This window comes from Sorangium sp. So ce131 (assembly GCF_051519095.1).
Lineage (GTDB): Bacteria > Myxococcota_A > Polyangia > Polyangiales > Polyangiaceae > Sorangium.
In genome coordinates this window covers 5650270-5667484 of sequence record NZ_CP150455.1, presented here as the reverse complement: position 1 = coordinate 5667484, position 17215 = coordinate 5650270, and the positions used below count along the sequence as shown (strand labels likewise).

General features: G+C 73.7%; 10 protein-coding genes. 3 read left to right on the top strand and 7 right to left on the bottom strand.

Translation table 11 applies throughout. The features are described from left to right. The first annotated feature begins 2 nt into the window (after positions 1–2). Complete coding sequence (locus WMF43_RS20480; protein ID WP_437682528.1) at positions 3–881, top strand: transglutaminase-like domain-containing protein; 879 nt, start codon at positions 3–5, stop codon at positions 879–881. A gap of 65 nt (positions 882–946) precedes the next feature. On the opposite strand, the gene WMF43_RS20475 is transcribed toward WMF43_RS20480, so the two are convergent. The 5 genes from WMF43_RS20475 to WMF43_RS20455 form a co-directional block, all read right to left on the bottom strand. Further along, positions 947–2356, bottom strand: coding sequence for a hypothetical protein (locus tag WMF43_RS20475; protein ID WP_437682527.1), 1410 nt, complete (start codon positions 2354–2356; stop codon positions 947–949). A gap of 208 nt (positions 2357–2564) precedes the next feature. Next, on the bottom strand, positions 2565–6539 hold the full coding sequence (locus WMF43_RS20470; RefSeq protein WP_437682525.1) for a serine/threonine-protein kinase: 3975 nt from the start codon (positions 6537–6539) through the stop codon (positions 2565–2567). A 175-nt stretch (positions 6540–6714) separates the two neighbouring features. Continuing rightward, a complete protein-coding gene (locus tag WMF43_RS20465) occupies positions 6715–7914 on the bottom strand; it encodes an SO2930 family diheme c-type cytochrome (protein WP_437682523.1) in 1200 nt (399 codons plus the stop codon). After that, entirely contained in the window at positions 7889–9178 is a 1290-nt protein-coding gene (locus tag WMF43_RS20460; protein ID WP_437682521.1) for a parallel beta-helix domain-containing protein, read from the bottom strand. The genes WMF43_RS20465 and WMF43_RS20460 overlap by 26 nt, the downstream gene beginning before the upstream one ends. A 155-nt stretch (positions 9179–9333) precedes the next feature. Next, complete coding sequence (locus WMF43_RS20455) at positions 9334–10050, bottom strand: SDR family oxidoreductase (RefSeq protein ID WP_437682519.1); 717 nt, start codon at positions 10048–10050, stop codon at positions 9334–9336. A 61-nt stretch (positions 10051–10111) separates the two neighbouring features. Between WMF43_RS20455 and WMF43_RS20450 the strand changes: the two genes are divergently transcribed. Continuing rightward, the gene (locus WMF43_RS20450) at positions 10112–11035 is read left to right on the top strand and encodes a LysR family transcriptional regulator (protein WP_437682518.1); all 924 of its coding nucleotides are present in this window, start codon (positions 10112–10114) and stop codon (positions 11033–11035) included. Here the strand turns inward: WMF43_RS20450 and WMF43_RS20445 are convergent. Next, positions 11030–13423 carry a glycoside hydrolase family 31 protein gene (locus WMF43_RS20445; protein ID WP_437682516.1) on the bottom strand — a complete coding sequence of 798 codons (2394 nt, stop codon included), beginning with the start codon at positions 13421–13423 and terminating at the stop codon, positions 11030–11032. The genes WMF43_RS20450 and WMF43_RS20445 overlap by 6 nt on opposite strands. Before the next feature lie 275 nt (positions 13424–13698). Between WMF43_RS20445 and WMF43_RS20440 the strand changes: the two genes are divergently transcribed. Next, positions 13699–14790, top strand: a complete 1092-nt coding sequence (locus tag WMF43_RS20440) for an Rpn family recombination-promoting nuclease/putative transposase (protein ID WP_437682514.1) — start codon at positions 13699–13701, stop codon at positions 14788–14790. Positions 14791–14815: 25 nt separating this feature from the next. Here the strand turns inward: WMF43_RS20440 and WMF43_RS20435 are convergent, their stop codons facing one another. Further along, positions 14816–17131: a peptide ABC transporter substrate-binding protein gene (locus WMF43_RS20435; RefSeq protein WP_437682513.1), complete on the bottom strand. Its 2316-nt coding sequence runs from the start codon at positions 17129–17131 to the stop codon at positions 14816–14818. Positions 17132–17215 lie beyond the last annotated feature (84 nt).

Sequence of the window (17215 nt, the reverse complement as noted above, 5' to 3'; positions counted from 1 at the left end):
GCATGACGACACAGCAGATCCTCGACTTCTATCGACATCCCGCGGCGATGACGTCCGGCGGCGAGCACGCGCCCGCGCTCGAGGAGCTGCCGCGCGACGTGGCCGCGCTCGCCCGCGTCGTGCAGGGCTTGCTGCTGCACCAGTACTGGGCGCCCTCGTACGGCGTGACGATCCCGGACGAGCGCCGCGGCGAGTCCCACGTCCGCCCAACACGGCAGATCCTGGAACAGCTCCTCGCGCGAGGCGGCGAGCCGCTCTCCGCCGCCCGGCCGGCGGACGCGCGTTTTCTCTGCATCTGCCGTCACTTCACGCTGCTGCTCACCGCCATGCTGCGCGACAAGGGGGTCCCCGCCCGCGCGCGCGTCGGCTTCGGCGCCTATTTCACGCCCGATCAACGCCTGGACCACTGGGTCTGCGAGTACTGGAACGCCGAGGCGTCGCGCTGGATCCTCGTCGACCCTCAGCTCGACGACGTCCAGAAGGCGGCGCTGAAGCTCGATTTCGACCCGCTGGACGTGCCGCGCGATCGCTTCCTCATCGCGGGCGACGCCTGGGCGCAATGCCGCGCGGGCGAGGCCGATCCGGCGACCTTCGGCATCTTCGACATGCACGGGCTCTGGTTCATCGCGGGCAACCTCGTGCGCGACGTCGCGTCGCTCAACAAGGTGGAGATGTTGCCCTGGGACGACTGGGGCGCCATGGTGGGCCCCGACGACCCGCTGGACGACGCCCGGCTCGCGTTCTTCGACCGGCTCGCCGCGATCACACGCGCGCCCGACGCCTCGTTCGCCGAGCTGCGCGCGCTCTACGAGGGGGACGAGGGCCTGCGCGTGCCGGCGACGGTCTTCAACGCCGTGCTGAACCGCCCCGAGACGGTCTAGCGCCGCGCGACAGAGGTCCAGCCAGGATCGCTGGCCTCCGCGGCGCGGCGGCGCGCGGGGCGCGATCAGAGGGACTTCAGGTACTCCACGAGGTCGCTCTCCTGCTCTGGGGTGAGCCCCAGATCGAAGCGTGCGTCGTAGCTCTGCACGACGTCCAGCAGCGTCGGGAAGCGGCCGTCATGGTAGTAGCGGCCCCTGTTCTCCGGGCGCATGAACAGCCCTCGCTCCCGGATGAAGAGGCCGGCCAGGTTCATCGTCTTGTACGAGTTGCCAGGCGCGCGGCTCGCCTGGAAGGCGTCGATCCGCATCTCCGCGGGCGTGTGCAGGTTCCATCCGGCGTCGGTCCAGAGCGGCTCGTTGTGACAGCGCGTGCAGCGGGCCTGGCCGGTGAACAGCTCGTGGCCGCGCTCGGCGGCGTCCTCGTCGAAGTCGACCCCCGGCTCCGGCCTCGGCGAGGGCAGCGCGAGCTGATAGAAGTGCAGCGCCGGGAGCTTCGACGTGACGCGATCTCGCTCCGGATCGACGGTGACGTGCCCGAGCTCGAAGAACGCCGCGATCGGGTATTTGCTGGCGTCGTCGAGCCTGGGATCGAAGAAATTCCCTATGCCGCGGAGCAAGTTCACGGCGACATACGCGTTCCAGTAGGGCACCGAGCCCCAGTTGCCCGTCCAGGTGTGCTCGTTGAACCCCGCCATGTCGAAGGCGTTGGGGAGCAAGGTCGCCGCGGAGGTCCCGTCCGGCTGGAACGCCTTGCCGTCGAGGATCAGCTGCGCGTCGAACTTGCCCGGCCCCCAGCTGCGGAGGACCGCCCTCACGTCGTCCTCGGTGATGTCCGGGTCTACCACCCGCAGCAGGGTGACGAAGGGATCGAGGTCCGGGGCCGAGGCGATGATGGCGCCGACGTTCAGGTCGCGGTTGGCCCAGCCGTCGAGGCGCCTGCCGACGCCCGGGGCCACGGAGTCGTTGACCGTGGAGTGACAGAAGGCGCACTGGAGGCCGATCGAGATCAGATCGCCGCGGCCGTCGAAGAAGCCGGTCACCCCGAGGATCGCGTTGAGCCGCAGCAGGCCCAGCGTGACGGCGGGGTCGTCGAGGTCCACCTGGCCGCGGGCGATCTGGCGCCGGAGCCGCGGCGGGAGCGCGTCCGCGTCGACCTTCAGCCCGAGGTTCAGCGCGTCGGCCGGCGTCACCGCGGCGATCGCCTCGTGGAGCCGGAGCTCGCCGCCCCAGAACTGCTCATCGCCGAAGGTGTCGAACCGGAAGATATCCCGGCCCCGCTCGAGCATCCTGCGCGTAGCTCGATCGGTGAGGGCGTCGAAGCCGCTGAACCGGGCGTGGCCGAGCAGATCGTCCCCGGCGGGGCCGACGTGCTCGGCGCCCCCGTCCCCTTCGGCCGAGCTGCAGTCGAGCGCGGTCAGGCCGAGCGGGACTGTCGCTCCGGCAAGCACAAACAGCGTGGTGAGATGTGTCGTCATGGCAAGACCTCTCGGTGCCTTCGCAACAAGCTGCAGCTTCGAAGGTGATGTATCCCTGTCTCGCCGGACAAGTGAGAGAGTCCATGATCATCTCATCAGGCGAACCGCGCAGGTGTGAATCGTCGATCGGCGGCGGGCGTTGAAGACACAATGTCCATCGCGCTCACGGACGCCGCTCGCCGTTCGTGCTGGCAGCGGGCAGCGCCGATCACGGCGGCGGCGCCGCGCCCCACGCCGCCGCCAGGGCGAACGTCCGGGCGGGGTCGCGCATCGCGAGGAAGCGCTCGCGCCACCCTGGCCGCGCGAGGCCGTCGGCGCGGCGGGCGAGGCGCGCCCGCGCCTCGTGGAGGACGCCGCGGGCGCCGTCCGGGTCGCGGTTCGCCTGGAGCGCCTCGGCGAGCACGAGCCAGACGAGCGGCTCGCCGTGGAGGATGCCGCCGAGCCGCTCCAGGAGCGCCATCGCCTCCCGCGCGCGCCCGAGCGCCTCCTCGGGCCGGCCGAGCGCGAGCAGCGCGCGCGCGTGCCCGGCGAGCGCCCACGCGAGCAGCCCCGGCGACGCCGACAGGAGCTCCGCCGCGGCGCGGCCCTCCCGCTCGGAGGCCTCGTGGTCGCCGGCGAGGTGCTCCACCTCCGCGAGGTGCGCCCGCGCCCAGCCCTCGAGCCGCCCGTTGCCCGCCGCGCGGCACGCGTCGATCACCTCGCCGAGCGCGGCCCGCGCCTCGCCCAGCTTGCCGCGCTCCGCGAGCACGTAGCCCAGCGTGGCCTTCGCGTACGTGATCGCCTGCTGCGCCCCGGTGCGCTCGCACGCCGCGATCGCCCGCGGCAGCATCTCCTCGGCCCGCGCCGCGTCGCCCAGCGTCGCGTAGCAGAAGGCGAGCGTCGGGCCCTCCAGCGAGGCGTTGCGCCGGTCCCCGGCCTGCTCGAAGGCCTCGATCGCCGCCTCCAGGTGCGTGAGGAACGTGCTCACGTCGCCCGCGTTGGCGGCCCGGACGCCGCGCACGTGGTGCACCTGCGCGCGCGTGAGCGGGTCGAGCCGCGCCGGATCGCCCGCGAGCGCGGCGACGCGCTCGAGCAGCGCGTCCGCGCGCGCGGAGCGGCCCGCGAAGATGAGCTGGAAGCAGCCGCGGCACAGGCAGATGATCTGCTCGGCCGCGGCGCCGGGCTCGGGGGCGGCGGCGAGCGCCTCGTCGAGCCAGCGGTCCACGCCGGCGTAGTCCCCGAGCCGGGCGCTCGACACGAGCGCGTTGCCGACCGCGAGGAACCACCCGGCGCCGCCGCGCCCGAGGAGCGCCGCGGCCTGCTCGCCGTAGCGCCGCGCGGCCTCGTAGCTCGACTGCCAGTACGCCGCGGTCGACTGGAGCCGCCGCAGCGATCCGAGCGCCTCGCCCTCGGCGCCCGCCTCGATCGCCCGCTCGGCCCGGGCGATCACGGCCGCGAGGTCGCTGCCCTCGAGCGCCTGCTCGGCCGCGCGGTGGAACCAGCGCGCGGCCGCCGCCCGGTCGCCGCCCCGCGCGTAGTGCTCGGCGAGCACGAGCGCGTCGCGCTCCCGGGCCCCTTCCAGCCACGCGCCCGCGAGGCGGTGCGCGAGCGCGCGGTCGCCCTCCGTGAGCATCGCGTACGCCGCGTCGCGCACGAGCGCGTGGCGGAACTTGTACTCGACCTCGCCGGGGATCCGCGCGCTCTGCGCGCGCACGACGACCTCGGCCCGCTCGAGGCCGGCGAGCCAGCCCTGGACGTCGGCGGCGCGCGCGCCGGGCCCGAGCAGATCGAGCGCGCCGCCCAGCCAGAAGACCTCGCCGAACACCGCGCCCGCGCGCAGGATGCGCTTCGCCTCGTCGCCGAGCCCGTCGAGGCGGGCCTGCACCATGCCGAGCACCGTGTCGGGCTGCGCCGACGCGCCGCCCTCGGCGGCCGCGCGGAGGAGCTCTTCCAGGAAGAACGCGTTGCCGGCGGCGCGCTCGACGATGCGGTCGACCTCCTCGGGCGCGGCCGCCTCACCGAGGACGTCGCGCGCGAGCTCGGCGGAGGCCTTGCGGGACAGCGCGTCGAGGCGGATCTCCTGCGCCGCCCGCTCGGCCCAGAGCTGCGGGAAGACGGTGTGCACCTCCGGCCGCGCGAGCGCGACGACGCAGAGCGGCAGCTCCCGCAGCGCGCGCAGCGCCGCGTCGATGAAGCGCACCGACGGCAGGTCGCCCCAGTGGAGGTCCTCGAGGAAGAGCAGCACCGGGCCGATCTCGCACTCGGCGCGCAGCCAGTCCTCGAACGCCGCGCGCATGGCGTCGCCGAGCAGCATCGGGTCCTTGCGGGCGGCCGAGAGCGCCTCGTTGCCCTCGGACGGGAACGGCACGCCGATCATCTCGCCGAGGAAGACGGCGACGCGCTCGATCTCGGCGCCGGGCGCGCCCGGCATCACGGCGGCGAGGCGCGCGCGCAGCTTGTCGCGGCGGCGCTCGATCGGCTCGCCGTCGAGGATGCCCGCCGAGCGCCGCACGGCCGGCGCGATCATGACGAACGGCGAGCCGGCGCTCAGCGAGTCGCCCTTGCCGGCGAGCTCCACGAACGGGCGCCCCGCCTGCCGCAGGGCCCGCGCGAACTCGAGGCGGAGGCGCGTCTTGCCCATGCCGGCGGGCGCGGTCACGAGCACGGCCCGGGCGACCGGCTCTTCCACGCACTCGTCGAAGATCGCCTGGAGCATGCCCATCTCGCGGCGCCGCCCGACCCAGGGCGTCGGCCGGCCGAGCAGCAGGCGCGCGCCCTCCTCGGGCCGCTCCCCCACGAGCCGGCCGCGCGAGGTCTCGAAGCGCGCGTCGAGCAGCGCCGCGGTGAGGTGGTCGAGGCGGATCTCCCCCGGCGCGGCGCGCCCCAGCTCGACGGCCGCGCGCTCCTCGACCTCGCCCCCCGGCGCCGCCTCCGCGCCCCCCTCGCGGCTGCCGGTGGTGATCGCGATCCGGATCTCCGGGAGCGCGGCGCGCAGCGCGAGGGCCGCGCGCGCCGCGCGCATCGCCTGGTCCGTGGGCGCGCCCTTGCGCGGCAGCGTGACGGCGAGCGCGCCGTCGGGGCGCGCCTCGATCTGCCCGCCTGCGCGCCGCGCCGCCTCGCCGAGCGCCCGCTGCTGGACCGCGCCGCCGTCGCCCTCGGGCGCGCGGGCCAGGACGAAGGCGCTGACCCGTCGCTCCCTGCTCGCCAGCGCCTGCGGCGCGCGCACGGACAGCGCGGGGGCCGCCTCGCCCGGATCGGGGATCGCCTCCAGCGCGGCGAGCGCCGCGGCCCCGTCCTGCACGCGGGCTTGTGGATCCTTGATCAACATGGCGCGGACGAGCGCCTCGAGCTCGGGCGGCACGTCGCGCCGGAGGCGGCCGAGCGGCGGCGGCTCGTCCGTGAGGATGCTGATCAGGATCTCCGGGAGGTCGTGCCCGCGGAACGGCGGGACGCCGACGAGCGCCTCGTAGAGCACACACGCGAGCGCCCACACGTCCGCCGGCGGCTCGACGCGGCGCTGGCCGCGGGCCTGCTCGGGGGCCATGTAGCTCGGCGTGCCCACGAGCGTGCCCGTGGTCGTGATGTCGTGGCTGGCCGCCGTGAGGCGGGCGACGCCGAAGTCGAGGAGCTTCACCGCGCCGGCGGCGCCGCCGCACAGGAACAGGTTGCTCGGCTTGACGTCGCGGTGGACCATGCCGCGCCGGTGGATCTCGGCGAGGGCCGAGGCGACGCGCCGGCCGAGCTCGAGGCACTCCTGGACCGAGAGCACGCCGGGCCGGTCCGCGGGCGGGCGCGCGTCCCCTGCCCTGCGGAGGACGCGCGCCTCGATGAGGCCGCGCGCCTCGATGGCGACGGTCGCGGCCTCGACGCCGGCGCGGCGCCGCTCGTGCAGCTCGTGCTGGAGGTCGTGCCCGTCGAGCCACTCCATGGCGAGGTACCGCGCGCCGTCCTCGGCGACCCCGTGCGCGACATAGCGCACGATGGCGGGGTGGATCACGTCGGCCAGCACGGCGGCTTCGCGCTGGAAGCGGTCGCCCGTGGCGTCGCCCTGCGGGTCGAGCAGCTTCAGCGCGACCGGGAGGCCTGTGCGCCGGTCGCGGGCGCGGTAGACGACGCCCATGCCGCCGGACGCGACCTTTGCCTCGAGGACGAACCGATCCGCGATGACGTCCCCCGGCTTGGCGGGCGCTCCCTCGGCCGACACGGCGGGATCCTACAGGGAACGCCGGACCGCGACGAGGGGCGTCCGGCGGCGCCCCGCTCGCGGCGGCGCTGCCGCGACGGCCGCCACGCGCGGCCCTCGGCGGCGCTGCGCAACGGCGGCGACCCCGCGCGGGAAGAGAGCTGCATGCGGGTCGTGTTCTCGCCCTGACCGCGGCTCAGGGGGAGGTGGGCTCCTCGGGCGCCGGCGTCGCGTCGCCGCATCCTTTCGGCTCCATGGCGGCGATCCACGCGTCGATGAGCGCGACCCCCTGCTCGTCCGGGAGGCGATTCGACAGCTCCGGCATCTTGATCTCCGGATCGGTCGAGCGCATCCGGAAGGTCATGATGCTCTCCTCCGGCGCTCCTGGGACGATATCGTAGGCGTGCCCGCCCGTGCCCGCGCCCGCCGCCGCGGCGACCTTGCACACGCCGTTCTTGGACGGGTCGGTCTCCCAGGCGAGCAGCACGAGCCCGCTCACGCCGCCGCCGCCGCCGGGGCGGTGGCAATGGGAGCAGTTGCCGTGCAGGTACGCCCGGGCGCGGGCGTCGAGCGGCGCGTCCCCGAACGGATCGGGGAAGCTCGGCAGCTGCTCGGGGGGCGCGAGGGGCTCGCGGAAGAGCCCCTGCTCCTCGAGCCAGGCGAGCTGGTTCCGGGGCGCTCCGTCGGCCGCGATCTCGCGGTTCAACTGCGGGGTGATCAGCCCGAGGATCCGGGTGCTGTCGTCGCGCTCGTGGCAGCTGTTGCACTGGTTCGTGTTGGGGACGAGGTACTGCGCGTGCGCCGGGCTCCCCGTGGCATCGATGGTGTCGACCTCGATCCGGGCGCCGGCGACGGTGCGGGTCGCCTCGGTCTGCGCCTCGTTCCAAACGTACGTGTGCGGTCTCCACCCCCGGTCCTCCAGGATGAGCAGCCGCGTCTCGAGGATCCGGGCAGCGCCCGCCGGATCGCGCCGATCGAGCGACAGGAAGAAGCTCTTGATGACGATGGTGCCGAGCGGGAACTGCCAGTCTTCCCCCTCGCCCACGGCGATCTTCTCCCCCTCTGGGAGCACGATGAAGCGCCCCTTGCCGGCGTGATCGGCCCAGAGCGGCGCGGCGACCTCGTACGGGACCACCCCGGCGGCCGGCTTCAGCGCCGAGAGCTCGCCCTCGAAGAAGCCGTACTCCGACAGCGTCTCGTACGGCATCACCTTCTCCGGCGGATCCGGCTCCGGCACATCCGGCTCCGGCGGGTCCGGCTCGGGCGGCTCCGACGGCCGATCCTGCGGCAGGACGTCCACCGGCGAGGTGCCGTCCTCGCCGCCGCAGCCGACCGCCGCGAGCGCGAGGCACGCCGCGGCGCAGGCGAGGCTAACGCTGCGTGGGAAGCGGATCATAGGTGCACGTGACCGCCGAGACATCCTGGCTCTCCTCCGGCAGCTCGCCGCAGGCGTTGACGTTCACGTACGTGGCGTCGGGCTCGTCGACGCAGTTGACGAGGTGGCCGTCGTCGGCCGCGCTCGCGTCCGTGCACCCGTCCCACACGATGTCGGGCATGGGGCGTATCGCCGTGTACTCGGAGAAGAACGGGAGCGGGTCCGCCCCGTTCCCCTCGTAGAGGTTGTCGTGGATGAAGTTGCCCTGCGAGAAGGGATCGAACGCCGCGTCGGTCACCGGGCCGAGGAGCGCCTCGTTGTAGCTCACGACCGCCACGGCCACGGACTGGTTGCCGATGATGTCGTTGTTGTGAACCTCGTTGTCGTCGGACGCGAGGATCATGACGCCGAGCCCGGGCGGGAGGGCCGCCACGATCGTGCCCGGCGCGGCGAAGTTCGGGCCGTTGTTGTTCTCGATCGTGTTGTTGTACACCTTGGCGCGCTTGCCGTCCTGGACCGGCAGGTCCGGGAGGTTGAAGAGGAGCAGGCCGCCCGCGTTGTCATGGGCGTGGTTCTCGCGGACGATCGCGTCCGTCGAGTTCTCGATCTCGATGCCGGCGACGTTGCCGTACGCCTCGTTCGAGGCGACGAGGATGTTCTGCGACTGGCCCACGTAGATCCCGGCGTCGCGCGCCCCCTTGACCACGCAGCCCTCGATCACGACGTCGGTCGAGCCGACCGGGTACAGGCCATAAGCGCCGTTGTCCATCGACCCGTCCGCCTCCCACATCACGGCGACATCGCGGAACGTGATCCCCTCCACGCTGTCGGCGCGGATCCCGTCGCCCGGCGTGTTGCGGACCTGCAGCGCCTGCACGGTGACGCCGTCGCCCCGGATCAAAAGGCCGTTGGCGCCCGCGTCCTGATCCGAGAAATCCAGGATCGTCTCGTCCTTGCCCGCGCCGATCACCGTCACGCCATCCACGTCGAGCGACACCTCCGTCGTGAACGAGAACGTCCCCGCCTCGAAGCAGATCGTCGCGCCGGGCGCGGCGTCGATGAGCGCCGTCTGCACGGCCGTCGTGTCGTCGTCGCCCGGCTCGAGCCGGACCGTGCACGCGCCCTGGCCGCCGTCGCCTCCGTGGCCGCCGTTACCCCCTTGGCCGCCGTCACCGCCCTGGCCGCCGTCGCCCCCGCTGCCCCCGTGCCCGGCGGTGCCCCCGCTGCCGGAGACCGCGCCCTCCTCGCTGTCGCCGCAGGCGGCGGCCGCGAGCGTCAGGATCATCCAAGCTCCCAAGAACCTGCTGCGCCGGAAATTCACGCTGCAAAAGTTACAGGAGCACGCGAAGGTTGTCCAACATCGGGCAGCGGCCGAGTCGCCTCGGAACCTGCATAGAGAGATGTGGGCGCGGCGAGCACTCTTGTGCTGGTCCCTCCGGCTCAGACGAGCCGGTGCCCCCCGTCGACGTGCAGCACCTCGCCGGTCGTGAACCCGTTCTCCATCAGGAAGAGCGCGGCGTGGGCGACGTCCGCGGGCGCTCCGACGCGCCCGACCGGAAGGCGGCGCGCGTGCTGCTCGAAGCGCTGCTCCTTGGCGCTGCCCGCGATGGAATCCCAGACCGGCGTGTCGATCCAGCCCGGCGACAGCGCGTTCACGCGCACCGGCGCGAGCTCGAGCGCGAGGGCGCGGACGAGCGAGACGAGCGCGCCGTTCACGGCGGCGATGACCGATCCGCCCGCCCCCGGCCGCACCGCCGCGATGCCCGTGGTCAAGACGAGCGAGCCGCTCGGCTCGAACCGCGCGTGTTTGGCGACGTGCAACGCCGCCACGAGCTTGGACTCGATGGTGCGGCGCGCCCGGGCGAGATCGAGCTCGCGGACCGGCTGGTAATGGCCCTCGACCGCCGTGACCACCACGTGGTGCGCGGGCGGGCGCTCGTGGAACAGACTCCGCACCTCGGCCTCCTGGGTGACGTCCGCCGCGAACGTGCACGCGCGGCCCGGCGCCCCGAGCTCGGCCGCGGCGGCGGCGAGCTTCTGCGGTGATCGGCTCACCAGGGTCAGTGAGGCGCCGCGCGCGAGGCAGGCCTTCGCGACGCCGAGACCGATACCGGACGAGCCCCCGATGACGACGACATGCTGGTTGTCAAGGTTCATGTCGGAGAGGTAACGCGAGCGCCCCGTGGACACCATGGGACGATGTGGCAAGCTCCATCCCATGAGCGGGATGATCTCCCTGGAGGACGTGCGGCTCTTCGCGGCCGTCGCGCATCACCTGAGCTTCGTGGAGGCGGCGCGGCGCACGGGGGTGCCCACGAGCACGGTGAGCCGCCGGGTGGCCGCGCTGGAGGAGGCGCTCGGGGTGCGGCTGCTCCAGCGCACCTCCCGCCGCGTCGGCCTCACCGGCGAGGGCGCGCGGCTGCTCGAGCGCGCAGGGCCGCTGCTCGACGAGCTCGGATCGGTGCTCGACCGGGCCGCGGATCGCGAGGAGGAGCCCGCGGGCAGGCTGCGGGTGACGGCGCCCGTGATGACGGGCGCACAGCGCATCGCGCCGGCCCTGTTCGCCTTCGCCGCCCGGCACCCGCGCCTCTCCGTGGAGCTCACGCTCACGAACGCGGTGGTCCCCTTGATCGAGGAGGGCGTCGATCTCGCCTTCCGCGCCGGGCCCGTTCACGACGCCGAGCTCGTGGCGCGCCGCCTGTGGTCCGTGCCCTACGCGCTCGCCGCGTCGCCGCGCTTCGTCCGGCAGGCCCTCAAGGGCCGCGCGCGGATCGATCGCGGCTCGCTCGGCGCCCTGCCGGCCGTCCTGAGCCAGCCGGGCGGCGCGTGGCGCCTGCGCCGGCGGGACGGCTCCGTCGAGGAGGTCCGGCCGCGCGCGCAGTTCTGCGTGAACGATCCGCGCGTGGCGATCGCCGCGGCGGTGGAGGGGCTCGGCGTGGTCTGCGCTCCCGCCGAGGTGATCGCGCAGCAGGGCGAGGCGCTCGTGCGGCTCGCCGTGGCGGGGCGCACGGTCGAGCCGCGCGAGCTCTTCGCGGTGTACCCCTCGCGGCGGCTCCTCTCCGCGCGGGTGCGCCTGGCGCTCGACTGGGTGATCCAGCACGGCCGACCGCCCGTTCGTGCGGCGCCGGCCGGGCGGTCATGACGTCTTGAGCTCGATCCGCTCCCAGTCCGCCGCGACCTCGATATCGACGACCCCCTCCACGACGCGGTGCGACCTGGCCCCGGTCACCGATCGCGGCGTCGGCAGCCCATAAATGCGGATCGTCTCCGCCGCCCGCGCGAGCGGCAGCTCCCCCTTGGCGCGGCGCTCCAGGTGGAACGTCGCGCCCTCGAGGCCGCCCGAGAGCACCGACAGGCGCGACGCGCCGTGCCCGTCGCCCGCGTCCTCGTAGAGGCGGCCGCGCACGGCGGGCGCCGCGTGCACGTGCCAGACGATCTCCTCCCAGCTCGCGCTCGTCGTGTGCGTCCGCGGCGCGGTGAACGCCACCGCGCCTCCGGCGCGCAGCCACACCGGCACGACCCCGAGCGGCGCGTCGGCGATCACGTGCCGCCCGCCCTCCTCGACCTTCCCCGCGCGCTCCAGGTTGGCGAAGTCCATCCACGCGCCGGCCGGCAGGTAGACCAGGCGCTTCGACTGGCTCGGCCGCACCACGGGCGCGACGAGCAGATCCTCGCCGAAGAGGAGCTGATCGAAGGCGCCGATAGCCTCGCGATCCGCCGGCGCCGCGAAGGACAGCGGCCGCATGACCGGCAGGCCCGTCTCCGCCGCCTCGTGCATCAGCGTGTAGAGCGTCGGCAGGAGCCGGTAGCGCCGCTCGAGCGCCGCGCGCGCGAGCCCGAGGAACGGCTCGCCGAAGCGCCAGGGCTCGTGGGCCGGCCGCCCCCGGGCCGCGTGGTTGCGCATGAGCGGGTAGAACAGCCCCGCCTGCATCCAGCGCACGAGCAGCTCGCCGTTCGCGCGGCCGACGAAGCCGGGGATGTCCGCGCCCACGAACGGCACGCCCGAGAGGCCGAGGCCGAGCAGCATCGGGATCGACGCCTCCAGGTGCGTGAAGTGGCTCATGAAATCGCCGGTCCACACCGCGGCGTAGCGCTGGACGCCGGCGAACGCGGCGCGCGTGAGCACGAAGGGGCGCCGCGCCGGCGCGTGGCGGGCGAGCCCCTCGAACGCGGCGCGCGACATGCCGAGCCCGTAGACATTGTGGACCTCCAGGTGCCGCCGGGTCCCGTGGCGCGCGTCGTAGGGCAACGTGCTGCCCTCGACCGTGCCGACCCCGGTGCTGCGCTGGCCGTCGGGCGCCGGCACGCCGCGGTCGGGGCGGATGGAGAAGCACGCGGGCTCGTTCATGTCGTTCCAGATCCCGGCGATGCCCGCGTCGACGAACGGCTTCTGCAGATCGCCCCACCAGCGCTGCACCTCCTCGCGCGTGAAGTCCGGGAAGACCGCCGGATCGGGCCAGACCTCGCCCACGAGCGTGCCGCCGCGATCCAGGCGCACGAGGAAGTCGCGCGCGCGCGCCTCCTCGTAGACGGGATACCCCGGGTCGGCCTTGATCCCCGGGTCGACGATCGTCACGAGCTTCACCCCCTCGGCCGCGAGCTCGCGCGCGAGCCGCGCCGGATCCGGGAAGCGCGAACGGTCCCAGGTCCATGCCTTGTAAGCATCCATGTAATCGATATCGAGGTGGATGACGTCGAGCGGCAGGCCGCGCGATCGGTAGCCGCGGACGACGCTGCGCACGTCGTCCTCGCTCTCGTAGCCCCAGCGTGACTGGTGCGCGCCGAGGCTCCAGAGGGGCGGCATCGCCGGGCGCCCCGTCAGCGCGGCGTAGCGCCGCACGACGTCGGCCGGGTGCGGGCCGGCGAGGAGGTAGACGTCGAGCTCGGGCCCCCGCGACGCCCACTCGAGGCGGGTCGGGTCGCTGAGGGCGATGTCGACCTCGGAGCGCCACGGCTCGTCGAGGAAGAGGCCCCAGGCGACGCCGCCCCGCAGGGCGACGAAGAAAGGGATCGAGGCGTAGAGCGGGTCGGTCTCGACGTGCGGCGGGAAGGCGTCGGTGTTCCAGAAGGTGAAGCGCAGGCCGCGTTTGTCGAGCGGCCCGACCTTCTCGCCGAAGCCGAGGTAGGCCTCGTCCGGCGGCGCCGCGAGCGAGAGCCGGGTGTGGAACTCGCTCACGGGGAACACGTGCCGGACCTCCCCCGAGACGGCCTCGCAGCGCGCGAGGGTGCGGCCCTGTCCGTCGCGGAAGGTCCATGTGCCCGAGGCGAGCGAGACCTCGAGAGAGGCGCCCTCGGCGCGCACGTGGAGCGTGTCCCCGTCGCGGCGCGCGTCGAGCGGCAGCGCGCCGTCGGCCACCACGGCGAACGAGCGCTTCTCGGGCAGCTCGGGGTGGGTGAACCCCGCCACGGCGGACGAGGGGGCGTGGCGCACGCGCAGCGCGCCGGGGCCGGGACAGCGGATCTCGACGGCGGCGCGGGGGCCCGAGAGGAGCACGTGCGTCGCGCCGATCGAGGCGTCGGTGAGGTGCATGGCGCGACTCTAGTCGGGCCTGGCTGTCCTCGCCACGATCGCCACGCTCGCCTGGTCGGCGCGGGGAGTCGTCGCTGGCTGACGAGGCCGCCACCTCGGCGCTGGCCGCCGGGAGAGCCGGTCGCCGAGAGATGCTTTGCGTAAACGATGCAAAAATGATCATGCAAAATCGCCTATCGAGGCGCATAGGAGGAGTTGCCTAGCGAATAGATTGATGGGTAAAGTAGGCTTCAGGATGCCTGGTGAGGACTGGCTCGGTCCTCGAGGGTAAAGTGATGTCGAAGTCGCCGCGCCGACGTGCGCTGACCTCCCCGCACGATGCGCTGTTCAAGTGGACGTTCTCGCAGCGCGAGCACGCCGTCGGCCTGCTCAAGGCGGCGCTGCCGCCGTCGGTCGTCGCGGCCGTGCGCTGGGGCACGCTGCGCGTCGAGCAAGGCAGCTTCGTCGACCGCGCGTTGCGCAGCCGCCATGGCGACCTCGTGCTCTCGGCCCGGATGGGCAAAGGGCGCGTCTACTTCTACACCCTCGTCGAGCAGCAGCGCGAGGTCGAGCCGCTGATGGTCTTCCGCATGGGCCTGTACATGATGCGCCTGTGGGAGCAGCTCGTCCGCGACCAGCCGGAGCAGAAGCAGCTGCCGCCGGTCGTGCCGGTGCTGATCCACCACAGCGATACCGGGTGGACGGCCGCCAGGGCGTTCCAGGACATCGTCGCGGGTGATGCGCCGGAGCGGACGGCGCTCTTGCCGCACATCCCCCACTTCGAGCTGCGCCTGGTCGACGTCAGCGGCGGGCGCGCGGGGGATCTCGTGGAGCAGGCGCTGACGGCGCTGGGCAAGGTGGTGTTGTGGTGCCTGTCGGTGGCCGGCGACGACGCGCGGCTGGAGCAGGAGATCGGGCGCATGGCGGCCGCGCTGGACGAGGTGCTGCGGGCGCCGAGCGGGCTCGCTGCGCTGGAGGCGCTGCTGCGCTATCTTTGGGCTACCCACGCGCGGTACGGCGTGCGGAAGCTCGGCAAGATCCTGGAGAAGGCAGCGGGCCCGCGGGCCCAGGAGGCCATCGTGACGGTGCTGGACGAGATCGAACGCAGGGGAGAGCGCAGAGGCCGCACACAGGGGCTCGCACGAGGGCGCGCCGAGGGCCGCGCGCAGACGCTGCTGGAGCTGCTCACGGCCCGGTTCGGCGACGTGCCGGCCGAGGTGAGCGCCCGGATCCTGGCCGCCGACGAGGCGGCCCTCGTCTCCTGGACGGCGCGGGTCCTCACGGCCCCCACGCCCGAGGACGTGCTCGGCGACGGCGACGCCAGCACCGGCGCCCCCACGGCCCCGCCACGGCGTCCCGCGGCGCGCAAGCGCGCTCGGCGGACCTGACCAGCGCCGGCCGTCCCCGGCACGCCTAGCCGCCCCCGATCCGCCCCGGCGGCGGCAGCTCCAGCTCCGCCGGGGCCGCGGCGGCCGGCTTTCCCTGCCAGTCGGGGTCGATCCAGAGCCACTTCACGAGCTGCGTGTTCCGCGCGTTGGGGATGAACCCCCTCACCCACGGCTTCACCAGGGTCGACTTCTCCTCGAAGTAGAGGGGTATCCTGCACATCCCGTCGACCGCCCGCCGCTCGGCCGCGCGGAAGAGCCGCATGCTCTCGTGCGGGTCGGCCAGCGCCGCGGCCTTGCGGATCGTGTCGTCGAACTCCCGGTCGGCCCACCCGGTCCGGTTCTGGGCGCTGTACGAGAGGAACGTCGCGAGCCACGTCTGCGGATGGTTGTAGTCGGCGTACCAGGCCAGGCGGATCACCTGGAAGTTGCCGTCGCGAAGGTCGTTCAGCATGACGCGCCACTCCTCGCTCCGCAGCGCCGCGGAGATCCCGAGGTGTCGCTTCCACATGTCCTGGATGGCCACGGCCACCTGCTTGTGCCCCTCCCCGTTGTTGTAGAGGACCTCGATCGGCGGAAAGCCGTTCGCGCGGAGCTCGTCCCCGTCGCGAACGACCTCGTAGCCGGCCTCGGCGAGCAGGGCGCGGGCGCGCGCGGGGTCGTGGCCGACCTCGGCGGGCGAGAACGGGTCGGCGCCACGCTGGCGGTCCTCCGCCGCCTGCTCGGCGTACCCGGAGCCGGTGATGTCGGGCACGTAGTGGGACGCGGGCGCCCCCACCCGCGTGATCTTCTCGACGAGCTCCCGCTTGTCGACGGCGAGGTTCAGCGCCCGCCGGACGCGCACGTCGTCGAGCGGCGGCTTCCTCGTGTTGAGCTCGTAATACACGGTGGAGAGGTACTCGGACCGACGGAAATCCTTCTTCCCGGACAGCCAGCCGAGGTGGTCGAACGGCAGATCGGTGTTGTCGCCCAGGTAATCGAGGTCTCCCGCGCGGTAGAGCTGCAAGGCGGCGTTGTGCTGGGCGATCTCCATCCAGACGATCCGGTGGATCCTGAGCGCGTCGTGCCTCCAGTACGCGGGGTTCCGCTTCATCGTGATCTCGTATCGGAACTTCCAGTCGTCGAGCTGGTAAGGCCCGTTGACCACGATGTTCTCGGGGCGAAACCAGAGCTCCGGCGCGCCGCGCGCCTCGAAGGGCTCGATGACGTCGCGGCGCACGGGAAAGAAGCTGACGGAGCTCGTGATGTCGGTGAAGTAGGGCGTGGGCTGCTCGAGCTCGACCTCGAGGGTCCGCTCGTCGCTGGCGCGCACGCCCACGGCGCTGTCGTCCTCGACGAGCTCCGCCGCGGCGACGAACCCCGCCGGCGCGCCGGACGGCGGGGCCGCCGCGGGCCGCGCGGGATCGTACGTGGGGAGGCTCGCGTGGGGGGCGACCAGCGTGTACGCGGCGTTCTCCGCGGGCGCGAGGAGGCAACCCGGGAGGAAGCCGCGGCCCTGGGGCCCCTCGACCTCGAACCAGCGGTCGGCCGCGCCGTTGCAGGCGACCGGCGGGCCCGCCGCGAGGAGGGCGACCTCGGCCCCGCGCCACCCGTTGCCCGGGGCCGGGCCGAGGGGCGCGGGTGTCGGCGCGGCGCCGGGTGGCGCGGCGCCGGGCGCTGCGCCGACGCCGGCGGCGGTCTCGAAGGAGAGCCGCTCGGCGGCGCCGGTCTCCTCGTCGGCCTCGGCGTGGGTCACCGCGACGACCCCGGGCGGCGGCGCGGCGAGGGGCGCCACCGCCGTGACGACCCGGGCGGGCGAGTGGCCGAGCACCACGACGAACGCGCCCCGCGGCAAGGCGAGCACGGGCGGCGCGTCGGGCCGCGGGGCCGCGCGCAGCGCCGCGGCGTCGCGCAGCGCCTTGAGCTTGCCGAGGTTGAACAGCTCGCCGTTCTTGAGCACGTGCAGGTTCGTCGCGGCGAGCGAGGCGGTGGACGGGCGCAGCGCGCGCTTCCACGCGTACTCGAAGTCGTGTGCGGTCACCGGCTTGCCGTCCGACCAGCGCGCCTCGGGCCGCAGGTGGAACCGAAAGATCCGGTTGTCGTCGCTCTGCTCCCAGTGTGTCGCGACGCCCTGCACCGGGTGCAGATCGCCGGCGGCGTAGGTGGTCAGCCCCTCGAACATCTGCACGAGCAGCGCGCTGCTCACGGAATCGACGGCCTTGCCGGGATCGAGGTACTCGGGCTCGTCCGCGTTGTTGACGTAGAAGGTCGCGACGTCCTTGCCGGAGCGTGACGTCGTCCCGACGTAGCCCTCGACATCGCCGGTGCAGGCCGCGAGCGAGAGCGAGAGGACGGCGGCGCCCACGGCGCCCGCCGTTCGCCGGAGGGCGACCGCGCGGCGGGAGGCGGCGAGGTCAGGGCGCCCAGCACCGGGCCGTCGCGCGCTGCA

Excerpts from the sequence above, each read along its gene's own strand:
- WMF43_RS20460 (WP_437682521.1), bottom strand. The coding sequence starts at position 9,178 with ATGATCCTGACGCTCGCGGCCGCCGCCTGCGGCGACAGCGAGGAGGGC.
- WMF43_RS20440 (WP_437682514.1), top strand. The coding sequence starts at position 13,699 with ATGTCGAAGTCGCCGCGCCGACGTGCGCTGACCTCCCCGCACGATGCG.
- WMF43_RS20455 (WP_437682519.1), bottom strand. The coding sequence starts at position 10,050 with ATGAACCTTGACAACCAGCATGTCGTCGTCATCGGGGGCTCGTCCGGT.
- WMF43_RS20480 (WP_437682528.1), top strand. The coding sequence starts at position 3 with ATGACGACACAGCAGATCCTCGACTTCTATCGACATCCCGCGGCGATG.
- WMF43_RS20465 (WP_437682523.1), bottom strand. The coding sequence starts at position 7,914 with ATGATCCGCTTCCCACGCAGCGTTAGCCTCGCCTGCGCCGCGGCGTGC.
- WMF43_RS20475 (WP_437682527.1), bottom strand. The coding sequence starts at position 2,356 with ATGACGACACATCTCACCACGCTGTTTGTGCTTGCCGGAGCGACAGTC.
- WMF43_RS20445 (WP_437682516.1), bottom strand. The coding sequence starts at position 13,423 with ATGCACCTCACCGACGCCTCGATCGGCGCGACGCACGTGCTCCTCTCG.
- WMF43_RS20450 (WP_437682518.1), top strand. The coding sequence starts at position 10,112 with ATGAGCGGGATGATCTCCCTGGAGGACGTGCGGCTCTTCGCGGCCGTC.